This window comes from Streptomyces sp. NPDC059900, assembly GCF_050270335.1.
Lineage (GTDB): Bacteria > Actinomycetota > Actinomycetes > Streptomycetales > Streptomycetaceae > Streptomyces.
Window position 1 is genome coordinate 1 of sequence record NZ_JBNNJZ010000290.1, and the last position, 10,369, is coordinate 10,369.

The window sequence follows — 10,369 nt, forward strand, 5'->3', positions numbered from 1 at the left end:
AGCCGGGCGAGACCGCCGCGACCATGTCCGCCGAGGAAGCGGCCAAGAAGAGAGCCGACGACGACAGCCCCAACTCGGCCGACTTCACCTACACCCAGATGATGATCAAGCACCATGGCCAGGCCCTGACGATGACCGAACTCGCCCCCAAGCGTGCCGAGTCCACCAAGGTCAAGCGCCTCGCCGACCGCATCGCGGCCTCCCAGCGCCCGGAGATCGGCGCCATGAAGGGCTGGCTCAAGAACCACGGAGGCGCGAAGAAGCAGCCGGGGCACGACCACGGGACGATGCCGGGCATGGCCACGGACGGGCAGCTGAAGCAGTTGCGCGCCGCGAAGGGGAAGACCTTCGACGAGCTCTTCCTGAAGCTGATGATCACTCACCACAACGGCGCGATCACCATGGCGACGGACCTGCTCTCCGACGGCAACAACATCCAGGTCGAGGAGATGGCCAACGACGTGGTCGCACAGCAGACCGCGGAGATCAGCCGGATGCGCAAGATGTGAGGCGGGCGCCGGGGCGGGTCAGCCGCAGCTGCGCGCGGCGTCCCGCTCGTCGAGCGGCGCGTGGTCGCGCCGCGGCAGCAGCAGCGGCGAGGCCAGGAGCAGGACCCCGGCGATCCCGATCGCGGTGCGCGGTCCCGTGACGGCGGCCAGCAGGCCCCACAGGCCGGTCATGGCCGCGATGCTGAGCTTGCCGGTGACCGACCACGCGGAGAGGGTACGGGCGACGCGGTCCGCCGGGGTGTGGTCGAGCCGGACGGTGGCGAAGACCGGGTTGAACACCCCCGAGCAGGTGATCAGGCCGAACTCGACGACGACGACAAGGACCAGCCCGGCGACGCCCGGGCCGATGAAGGCCAGGCCGAACAGCCAGCACGCCCGCAGCGTCCCCGCGGTGAGCAGGACCCGGTGCCGGCCGTACCGTTCGACGAGCGGCCGGGCGAGCCGCGAGCCGATCAGTCCGCCGATGCAGGGCGCGGCGAAGGCCAGGCCGTACTGCCAGGGCGCGAAGCCGAGTTCGCCGACCATCAGGACGATCAGGAGCGGCGATGTCGCCATGATCAGACCGTTGTTGAGGAGCGTGTTGAAGAACAGCGGGCGCAGCACCGGGCCCGCCAGGATGTGCCGCCACCCGTCGAGCAGGTCGCCCGCCCTGAAGCGGGCCCCCGCCCCGGTGCGCACGGGGTGCGGCTCCTTGCCGCCGATCGCGCGGAGCCCCAGGGCCGAGAGCAGATAGCTGACGGCGTCGGCCACCACGGTCATCACCGGGCCGAAGAGCCCGATCGCGGCCCCGCCGAGCGGCGGCCCGAGCACCAGGGCGGTCCAGTTGGTGGACTCCAGGCGGCCGTTGGCGACGAGCAGGTCCTGCGGCCGTACGAGCGCCTTGAGACAGGCACCGCTCGCCGCGGTGAAGGTGATGTCGGCCGCGCCCACGACGACGGCCACGACCAGGAGCTGCCCGAAGCCGAGCAGACCCAAGGCGTACGCGGCCGGGATGCTGAGCAGCGCCGCGCACCGGATCAGGTCCGTCGCGATCATCACCGCCCGCTTGCGGCGGAACTCCACCCACGGCCCGAGCGGCACCGCGACGACCGCGCCCACCGCGACCCCCGCCGCCGCGAGGACCGACACCTGCGCCGGGCCCGCGTCCAGGGCGAGGATCGCGATCAGGGGGAACGCGTCGAACGCGAGCCGTGTGCCGAACGTGCTGACCGCGTAGGCCGCCCACAGCCATCCGAACTGCCGCCCGAGGGGCCTCCTGGCTTCCATGCCGGTGCCGCTCCTCGTCGTTTCGCCCGCCCAGCCCCGCGCTGACCTGCGGCATCCAAACCGGCGGGGGTCCCGGAGGTCAAACAACCGCATCGGCCGGGGCGCACAACCATCGGTTGTACTCCTAGGATGAGCGGCGTGGATCTCCAAGCCGTGCGTACCTTCGTCGCCGTCACGGACACCGGGCAGTTCCAGGAGGCCGCCGCCGTGCTCGGGGTGACCCAGCAGGCCGTCTCCAAGCGGGTCGCGGCGCTGGAGAAGGACCTCGGGGTGCGGCTGTTCACCCGTACCGCGCGCGGGGCCGGGCTCACCGTCGACGGGCAGTCGTTCCTGCCCCACGCCCGCGAGCTCCTGCGGGCCGAGCAGCGGGCCGCCGCGTCGGTGCGGCCCGGCCGCCGGGCGCTGCGGGTCGACGTGATCGGGCGGCGGCTCGCGCCCGCGGGGCTCCTGAGCGGCTTCGCCAGGGCGCATCCCGGCACCGATCTTGACGTCGTGACGCTGTTCGACGCCGACGCGGCGCTCAGCGCCGTCCGCTCGGGCAGCGTCGACGCGTCCTTCCGCGCCCTCACGCTGCCCCCCGGACAGCTGCCCGACGGCATCGAGGCCGCCAGGGTGTTCGACGAGCCCGTCGAGCTCCTCACCGGTCCCGGCCACCCGCTCGCCGCCGCCGGCACGGTGACGCCCGCGCAGCTGGCCGGGCACAGGATCTGGATGCCCGGCCTCGTCGCCGGGACCGAGTGGGCCGCCTACTACGAGGATCTCGCCGCCGCGTTCGGGATCACCGTCGAGGCGACGGGGCCCGCCTTCGGCACCGAGCCGCTCCTGGACACGATCGCGCGCTCCCCGGACCTCGCGACCTTCGTCGGCGAGCTGACCCGGCTGGTCTGGCCCGCCGAGGACGACCTGCGGCGCCTGGCGGTGCGCGATCCGATGCCGGTCTATCCGCACTCGCTGATCTGGCACCGCGACAATCCGCACCCCGCGCTCACCGCCCTGCGCGACCACCTCGACGCCCTGCGGCCCGCTCACCCCGGCGCCGGGACGTGGACGCCGTCCTGGGCTCGGTGAGCGGCCCGGTTTTGGCGGCGCCCGGTTCCGGCGGCCCTGGGTTCTAGCAGCGCCGGGTTCTAGCGGCGGTTGTGGCGTGCGGGCAGGGCGCCCGCGTCCCGCGCGGCGGCGATGAGCTTGAGCGATCTGCGGCGGCTGCGGCCGCTCGCGTGCATCACCGCGAGCACGGGGTCCCGCCCCTCGGCCTGCGCCGTGCGGTACTCCTGAGCCGCCATCAGCCTGCCCTCGCGCCCGCGCGGCCATGACGGGCGGGCGCGTCGCATGGCGGGGGGCTCTTGCAGACGTACGACGTCGCCGCGAGCCGGAGGCGGGACGGGGGCGTCGGCGACCGGGTCCTGCGGGTGGGCGTGCAGGCCCTCCAGGGTGATCCGCCCCTGCGTCACCACGGCCCGTGCGTCGACGGCGGCTCCGTCGCCGAAGGTCAGCCGCACGTGGAAGGCGGGCGCGGGCGGGGACTGGGATGGGGATGGGGGCGGAGGCAGGCCTGCGGGTGATTCAGCAGCATTCGGTCGATAGTGATCAGAAACGCCAAGAAAGGAGCTCTCAAGCACAATCAAAAGGTAGCCGTGCGATCGCATTAGGTCACGAACGGCACGCAGGCCGGACGCAGGCGGCGCGCAGCCGGCACACAAGCCCGCGCGGCGACCCTCGGCAGTGCGGCGGCCGGTCCCGGAGCGTGCCGGGCCGGTCCCGGAGCGGGGTGCCCGGATCAACGCGCCCCTCACCGCATCTCCCCCTCGGCGCACGGGGGTGCGATGCTGAATTCATCCCCCGAGGCCGCCTCGCGGAAGGAGCACCGCCGTGCTGCAGGTCGCCGTCGTCGGATCGGGCCCGAGCGGGGTCTACACCGCGCAGTCCCTCGTCCAGCAGGACCGCGTGCCGGGGGTGCACGTCGATGTCATCGACCGGCTGCCCTGCCCCTACGGCCTCGTCCGTTACGGTGTCGCGCCGGACCACGAGAAGATCAAGTCCCTCCAGAACAACCTGCGTTCGGTCCTGGAACACGACAACGTCCGCTTCCTCGGCGGCATCGAGATCGGCCCCGGCGGCCTGCCCGCCGCCCGGCTGCTCGACCACTACCACGCGGTGGTCTACTGCGTGGGCGCGGCGGCGGACCGCAAGCTGGGCGTGCCGGGCGAGGATCTGCCGGGGAGCCATTCGGCCACGGAGTTCGTGTCCTGGTACAGCGCGCATCCGGACGCGACGACCGACGGTTTCGTGGCAGGCGTGGACTCCGCCGTCGTCATCGGCGTCGGGAACGTCGCGGTGGACGTCGCCCGGATGCTGGCCCGCGGTGTGGCGGAGCTGCGGCCCACCGACATGCCGCAGGCGGCCCTTGGCGTGCTCGCCGGGAGCCGGGTGCGCGAGGTACACATGGTGGGGCGGCGCGGCCCTTCGCAGGCCCGCTTCACCACCAAGGAGCTGCGCGAGCTCGGTTCGCTTCCGGACACCGAAGTGATCGTGGATCCGGCCGAGTTGGCGCTCGATCCCGCGTACGCGGACCCCTCGGGGCTGCCCGCGGCGGGCCGCCGCAACATCGAGGTGATGCGCGCCTGGGCCGAGCGCCCGGCGCAGCACCTGCCGCGCAGCATCCGGCTGCGCTTCTTCCTGCGCCCGGTGGCCGTGACGGAGGCGGCGGGCCGGGTCGGCGGGGTGCGGTTCGAGCGGACGCTGCCGGACGGGCACGGCGGGGTGACGGGTTCCGGGCGCTACGAGGACATCGCGGGGCAACTGGTCCTGCGCTCGGTGGGCTACCGCGGGGTGCCGATCGAGGGGCTGCCGTTCGACCCCGGTCCCGGCACGGTGCCGCATGCCGCGGGGCGGGTGCTGCGGGAGGGTGCCGCGTCGCCCGGCGAGTATGTGGCGGGCTGGATCAAGCGGGGGCCTACGGGCGTCATCGGAACCAACCGTCCGTGCGCCAAGGAGACGGTGCTCTCCCTGCTGGACGACGCGCCGGCTCTCGTACGGCGGGGGGTTCCGGAGGATCCGCTGGCCGCGCTGCGTGCGGCGGGCCTGCGGCCCGTCGAGTGGCAGGGCTGGCTCTCCATCGAGCGGGCGGAGGCGGCGCTCGGGCTCTCGCTGGGGCGCGGGCCCGTGAAGATTCCGGACTGGCCGGGATTGCGGGCCGCTGCGCGGGGCATTGAGCGGTGAGGTCAGCGCTGCGCTGCGGCTTGTAGTGAGTCCGCAGCTCCGTGGGGGCTTGTCGCGCAGTTCCCCGCGCCCCTAAAGGGCGCTCGCGCGCCCCTCCTGTGCCGTCGCCGCCGCAAGAACACTGTCAAGCAGTCCCGGGAACAGCTCCTCCAGGTCATCCCGGCGCAAGCCGTTCAGTTTGGCCGTGCCGCGGTAGATCTGCTGGATCACGCCGCTCTCGCGCAGCACCCTGAAGTGGTGGGTGCTCGTGGACTTCGTGACGGGCAGGTCGATCTGCGAACAGGAGAGCCCGTCGGGCCCCGCCTCGTCCCTGGCCAGCTGCCGCACCACTCGCAGCCGCATCGGGTCCGACAGCGCGTGCAGCACACCTTCCAGCCGGATCTCCGCGCGCGTCGGGTGGTCGAGCGCACGGGTGCTGGTCGGTGCGGCGGTGCTCATGACGGCTCCACTTCGTCGGGGCTTCACGTCTTCTCGAAGGCCTCCATAGTACGAGAACCATCGTAGTTTGACATCTGCCGTACTACGAGGTCTATCGTACGAGCAGTCCCGAAGCCCGTGACGAATGGAGTCCGCCGTGAGCGCGCTGTTCGAGCCCTACACCCTGCGATCGCTGACCGTGCCCAACCGCGTATGGATGGCGCCGATGTGCCAGTACTCGGCCGAGGTGTTCGGGCCGAACGCGGGTGTGGCGAACGACTGGCACTTCGCCCACTACGCCGCGCGCGCCGCAGGCGGCACCGGCCTGATCCTCGTGGAGGCGTCGGCAATCAGCCCGGAGGGCCGCATCAGCCCCGCCGACCTCGGGATATGGAACGACACGCAGGTCGAGGCCTTCCGCCGTATCACCGGCTTCCTGAAGACCCACGGTACGACGCCGGGCATCCAGATCGCCCACGCGGGCCGCAAGGCCTCGACCGACCGCCCCTGGAAGGGCGGCGGACCCCTCGGCCAGGAGGAGCACGGCTGGCAGCCGGTGGCGCCCAGCGCGCTCCCCTTCGACGAGGGCCACCTCCTGCCGCACGAACTCACCCAGGAGGAGATCCGGGACGTCGTCGGCCAGTTCGCGGACGCGGCGCGGCGCGCACTGGACGCCGGCTTCGAGGTGGTCGAGATCCACGGCGCCCACGGCTATCTCATCGGCGAGTTCCTCTCGCAGTTCAGCAACCACCGCACGGACGAGTACGGCGGCTCCTTCGAGAACCGCTCCCGACTCGCCCTCGAAGTCGTCGACGCCGTCCGCGCCGTATGGCCCGAGGAGCTTCCCCTCTTCTTCCGCATCTCCGCGACCGACTGGCTGACGGAGAACCCCGAGGACGAGCGCGAGGGCTGGACCGCCGACGACACGGTCCGCCTCGCGAAGGAACTGCACGCCCACGGCGTGGACCTCCTGGACGTCTCCACCGGAGGCAACGCCCCGAAGGCGCGCATCAAGGCGGGCCCCGGCTACCAGGTGCCGTTCGCGGCCCGCGTGAAGGCCGAGACGTCGCTGCCCGTGGCAGCCGTCGGCATGATCACGGACCCGGAGCAGGCCGAGAAGATCCTCGCCAACGGCGAGGCGGACGCCGTGCTCCTGGGCCGCGAACTCCTGCGCAACCCCTCCTGGGCCCGCCACGCCGCGAACGAACTCGGCGGCGAGGTCGCAACCCCGCAGCAGTACCACCGGATGGTCTGAGCCCTCCTGCGCGCCACGAGCGTTGCGCGCAGGGCTACTTGGCGCCGCACGAGGTCTGCTTGAGCTTCCTGAACTCGGAGTCGGTGGGTTTGTAGTCCTGCTCGAAGGCGCTCGTGCGGGCGGTGACCTTCGGGAAGTACGTCTGGAAGGCCAGCGACCAGCGGGTCTGGAGGAAGTCCTCCAGGACGTCGTTCAGGCGACGGCAGTCCGCCCGCTGGCCTTCGCGCAGGCCGATGCCGTAGAACTGCCGGTTCTTGACCGTGATGCTCCGCGCCACCTCGACCTTGTCGGCGTAGCGCGGGTCCTGGGCGAAGCCCTCAAGGATGATCTTGTCCGTCCAGACGGCCTCGAAGTTGCCGTTGACGAGCTCCTTGACGCACGTCTTGTAGCTGTTGCGCAGCTCGGCCACCACTTCCTGGCCCAGGGCGGCGCGGATGGCCCGCTTGGCCTTGTCGTCCTGTTCGCTGTCCGGGTCGCCGGTGGAGCCGCGCACGCTGCACACCCGTTTGCCGTCGACGTCCGCGAGCGTCTTGATGCCCGTGTATCCCTTCCGGATCAGCACCCCTTGGTACGTCTTGAAGTACGGGGCGGTGAAGTCGACCTCCTTGTCCCGCGGATCGGTGATGGAGTAGGTGGCCACCACCAGGTCCATGCTGCCGTTGCGCAGCACGTTCTCGCGGTCGCGTGACTGGACGTCCCAGTCCGCGGCCTCGAAGCGGAGCTTCGAGCTGAGGAATTCCACCAGCTGCGCCTCGAAGCCCGCGAAGTCGTCCTCCTCCTCGCTGCGCGTGCTGAAGCCCGGCTGTCCCTTCTTCACCGCGACGTTGAGCGTCTTCTCGGTGAACAGCGAAGGCGGCGCCGCACTCTTCGTGCCGGAGTCCCCGGAAGGCTTCGCGTCGTCGGAGCGGTCCCCGGAACCGCCGCCGCACGCGGCGGTCAGGCTGAGGGCGAGGAGGCATACGGCGGCGGCGAGCCGCGGGCGCCGCGCGGTGAAGGACATGGAGTCTCCCTTGGGCTACCGGCGGTACTCCGCCTTCTCGAGCGTGAGGCTGACCCGGCAGTCGTCGCCGTCGTCGAGCCGGATGTCGGCCGAGACCTCGGGTCCCGTGCCGTCCACCAGATCCAGCGTGGTGGTGAGGGTGTGCTTCAGGCCGACCGGACCCTTGGCCACTATGTCCGCGCCCTGGAACCGCAGGCTGCTCAGGGCCAGGCAGGGAGAGCCCCCGGACACCCCGTCCGACGCCGCGAAGGTCACCCGCAGTTCGCCGCTGTCGCCCGGATCGGCCTTCACGGTGAGCCGCGCCGTTCCGTCGGCGTCGAGGTTGGCGTTCGCCAGCCGCGCCCTGGGCGTCACGTCGACCGGCCGCGCCGCGAGCACCGACGAGCGGATGCCCCAGGCGAGCGCGCCGACGACCAGCGCGACGAACATCGCACCGAGGAAGGCCCGCAGATGCTGGGCCGCCTCGGGCCGTTCGCTCTTCGCCGCGCGCCCGGTCATCGTCGAGGCGTACGCGATGAAGAGGGTGGCCGCGGTGACCGCGGCGGCCGTACCGCCCCAGACCGCGACGGCGACCAGGACGAGCATCGCCACGAGGTGAAGGACGAACTGCTGCCCGAGGAGGTTCTTCTCCGCCGCTTCCGGCGGACGTGCCCCACCGCGTGTCCCGCCGCCCTCGGGGGCGCGCTCCGTCGGCGCAGTCATGTGACACCCCCCTGCGTGCAACTGATGCGTGTGGAGGGCAAGGATGCCACAGAGAGTGACGTCAAACAGCGGAACGTACGTTATTCCAAGGGGTGTTCGGGGCGTCATGGCCTTGGCCAAGGGTCGGGCCCCGGGGACATCCCTAGGTGACTCCCCGAAGCGGTGTGCGTGCCGGGGTTCCTACCGTGGCCCTGTCGCGATGTGTCAGGCTTCAAGGCCCGTACCGGCCCTCGGGAGGGCGTTGTGCGCTACGTCATCGAGGTGTTCCGCTCGCCGGGGGGCGTCCACGGGAACGTGGTGGACGAGAACGACGAGGAAGGGGACGCGGGCCACCGCACGCCGTTTCACGGCTGGCTCGAACTGCTCTCGCTGCTCGAACCGCCGGACGCCGTGTCCGCGGAGAGCGCGGAACCCGCCTCCGCGACGGATGGCGACTCCTGTGGCGCCTGATCCCACGGCACGGCAAACAGGTCTCCCGGAGCGCGGAATGTGCTTGTATCCGGGCCGGTCCCGGCATCATCGTGGACGTTCAGGGCCATGCGCCCGGCACGCGTCGCCGTCACCGTCCCGGCGCCCGTACCGGGTGCCGACAGGCAGGGGCGGTGATGACGTCCGGCGACACACTGTACGGCCACGCCCGGACACCGGCGTCCCATGAGGCGTTCTCCGGTCGCACGCACGAACTCGCCGTGCTCCAGCAGGAGTTCGGCCAGGCCTGCGAGGGCACACCACGCCTCGTCCTGGTCGACGGACCCGGCGGCATCGGCAAGAGCGCACTGGTGCGCAGGTTCCTGGACACCGCGGGCGACGCCTGTGTGCTCCAGGCCAGCGGCGAGGAGAACGAGAGCGCGCTGCCCTGCGGGGTGCTCGCCCAGTTCGTCGGGCAGAGCCCGATCCCGATCCCGGACTGCCTGGGCTCACTGGTGCGCACACCCCGCTCGGCGCCCGGCACCCTGCCGCCACTCGCGGCCGGCTTCGGGCTGCTCGACCTGCTGAGCGAGTTGCAGGACAAAGGGCCCGTCATCCTGGTGCTCGACGACGCCCACTGGGCCGACTCCGCGTCCCTGAACGCCCTGACGTTCGCGCTGCGGCGCCTGCGCGTCGACAAGGTCCTCGCGATCGTGACGGCGCGGGACCCGCAGGCGCCCCAGCTGCCGGAGGGCATCCGCAGGCTGCTCGCCGACGTCCGCACCCGGCGGATCCCGCTGCACGGCCTCAGCCCGGACGAACTGGCCTCGCTGGGCGCCCAATTATGGAACGACCGCCTTCCGCACTCCGCGTCCGTACGGCTGCGCGACCACACGCACGGCAATCCGCTGCACGCCCGCGCGCTCCTGGACCAGGTGCCCTCGCACGTCCTGCGGGACGTCACCACGCCACTGCCCGCCCCGCGGTCGTACGCCATGCTGGTGCTCGCCAATCTCGCGGAGTGCGGACCCCAGGCGCTGCGGCTCGTCCAGGCGGTCAGTGTCCTCGGGCTCTCCTGCCCGCTGGGCACGGCCGCCTCGCTCGCCCGGGTCACCGCTCCCCTGCCCGCGCTCGAACGGGCCGTCAAGGCAGGGCTCCTGAAGGAGACCCAGCCGGGGGCCGTGCCCGAGATCGCCTTCCCGCATCCGCTGGTGCACGCCGCGGTCTACCAGGACATCGGGCCCGCGCACCGGGCGGACCTGCACACGCGGGCCGCCGCCCTGGTCGACGACGACTACGCCAGCCTGCGCCACCGGGTGCTGGCCGCCACGGGCCCGGACGAGCATCTGGCCGCCGCCCTCGCCGCGTGCGCCCGGCGCGAGGCGGCCACGGGCCAGTGGGCGGTCGCCGGCACCCATCTGCGGCACGCCTCCCGCGTGGCGACGACCGGCATGGAACGCGACCGGCTCGCCGTAGAGGCGGTCGAGGCGCTGCTCCTCGACGGCCGCGTGCACGAGTCCGCGGAGCTCGCGGCGGGCCTGCCGACCGGCGCCGATCCGGCGCTGCGCGGCTATGTACGCGGCTATGTGGCCC

The 10,369-nt window shown here is 72.1% G+C and carries 11 protein-coding genes; 6 read left to right on the top strand and 5 right to left on the bottom strand.

Features of this window, described 5'->3' with window-relative positions; genetic code table 11:
• The coding region (locus ACQKIP_RS29320; RefSeq protein WP_427744592.1) for a DUF305 domain-containing protein at window positions 1–509 on the top strand (509 nt) is incomplete at its 5' end.
• A gap of 18 nt (window positions 510–527) precedes the next feature.
• On the opposite strand, the gene ACQKIP_RS29325 is transcribed toward ACQKIP_RS29320, so the two are convergent.
• Window positions 528–1,775: an MFS transporter gene (locus tag ACQKIP_RS29325; RefSeq protein ID WP_365862452.1), complete on the bottom strand. Its 1,248-nt coding sequence runs from the start codon at window positions 1,773–1,775 to the stop codon at window positions 528–530.
• A gap of 138 nt (window positions 1,776–1,913) precedes the next feature.
• Here ACQKIP_RS29325 and ACQKIP_RS29330 point away from each other — a divergent pair, with 138 nt between their 5' ends.
• Complete coding sequence (locus ACQKIP_RS29330) at window positions 1,914–2,843, top strand: LysR family transcriptional regulator (RefSeq protein WP_365862450.1); 930 nt, start codon at window positions 1,914–1,916, stop codon at window positions 2,841–2,843.
• 59 nt (window positions 2,844–2,902) lie between these two features.
• Here the strand turns inward: ACQKIP_RS29330 and ACQKIP_RS29335 are convergent, their stop codons facing one another.
• A complete protein-coding gene (locus ACQKIP_RS29335; protein ID WP_365862448.1) occupies window positions 2,903–3,274 on the bottom strand; it encodes a DUF6214 family protein in 372 nt (123 codons plus the stop codon).
• 370 nt (window positions 3,275–3,644) lie between these two features.
• Here ACQKIP_RS29335 and ACQKIP_RS29340 point away from each other — a divergent pair, with 370 nt between their 5' ends.
• Window positions 3,645–4,994 carry an FAD-dependent oxidoreductase gene (locus ACQKIP_RS29340; RefSeq protein ID WP_365862447.1) on the top strand — a complete coding sequence of 450 codons (1,350 nt, stop codon included), beginning with the start codon at window positions 3,645–3,647 and terminating at the stop codon, window positions 4,992–4,994.
• Between the two features lie 72 nt (window positions 4,995–5,066).
• Here ACQKIP_RS29340 and ACQKIP_RS29345 read toward each other — a convergent pair whose 3' ends face one another.
• Complete coding sequence (locus ACQKIP_RS29345) at window positions 5,067–5,432, bottom strand: ArsR/SmtB family transcription factor (RefSeq protein ID WP_365862445.1); 366 nt, start codon at window positions 5,430–5,432, stop codon at window positions 5,067–5,069.
• A gap of 136 nt (window positions 5,433–5,568) precedes the next feature.
• Between ACQKIP_RS29345 and ACQKIP_RS29350 the strand changes: the two genes are divergently transcribed.
• A complete protein-coding gene (locus ACQKIP_RS29350; protein ID WP_365862443.1) occupies window positions 5,569–6,666 on the top strand; it encodes an NADH:flavin oxidoreductase/NADH oxidase in 1,098 nt (365 codons plus the stop codon).
• Between the two features lie 34 nt (window positions 6,667–6,700).
• On the opposite strand, the gene ACQKIP_RS29355 is transcribed toward ACQKIP_RS29350, so the two are convergent.
• Complete coding sequence (locus tag ACQKIP_RS29355) at window positions 6,701–7,666, bottom strand: transporter substrate-binding domain-containing protein (protein WP_365862441.1); 966 nt, start codon at window positions 7,664–7,666, stop codon at window positions 6,701–6,703.
• 15 nt (window positions 7,667–7,681) lie between these two features.
• Window positions 7,682–8,368, bottom strand: a complete 687-nt coding sequence (locus ACQKIP_RS29360; protein WP_365862439.1) for a hypothetical protein — start codon at window positions 8,366–8,368, stop codon at window positions 7,682–7,684.
• 243 nt (window positions 8,369–8,611) lie between these two features.
• On the opposite strand from ACQKIP_RS29360, the gene ACQKIP_RS29365 reads away from it, so the two are divergent.
• Together ACQKIP_RS29365 and ACQKIP_RS29370 are read left to right on the top strand one after the other, a co-directional pair.
• Entirely contained in the window at window positions 8,612–8,818 is a 207-nt protein-coding gene (locus ACQKIP_RS29365) for a hypothetical protein (protein ID WP_365862438.1), read from the top strand.
• Window positions 8,819–8,973: 155 nt separating this feature from the next.
• The coding region (locus tag ACQKIP_RS29370; RefSeq protein WP_427744596.1) for an ATP-binding protein at window positions 8,974–10,369 on the top strand (1,396 nt) is incomplete at its 3' end.

Coding starts and splice junctions, on each gene's coding strand:
- ACQKIP_RS29325 (WP_365862452.1), bottom strand. CDS start 1,775: ATGGAAGCCAGGAGGCCCCTCGGGCGGCAGTTCGGATGGCTGTGGGCG.
- ACQKIP_RS29345 (WP_365862445.1), bottom strand. CDS start 5,432: ATGAGCACCGCCGCACCGACCAGCACCCGTGCGCTCGACCACCCGACG.
- ACQKIP_RS29355 (WP_365862441.1), bottom strand. CDS start 7,666: ATGTCCTTCACCGCGCGGCGCCCGCGGCTCGCCGCCGCCGTATGCCTC.
- ACQKIP_RS29360 (WP_365862439.1), bottom strand. CDS start 8,368: ATGACTGCGCCGACGGAGCGCGCCCCCGAGGGCGGCGGGACACGCGGT.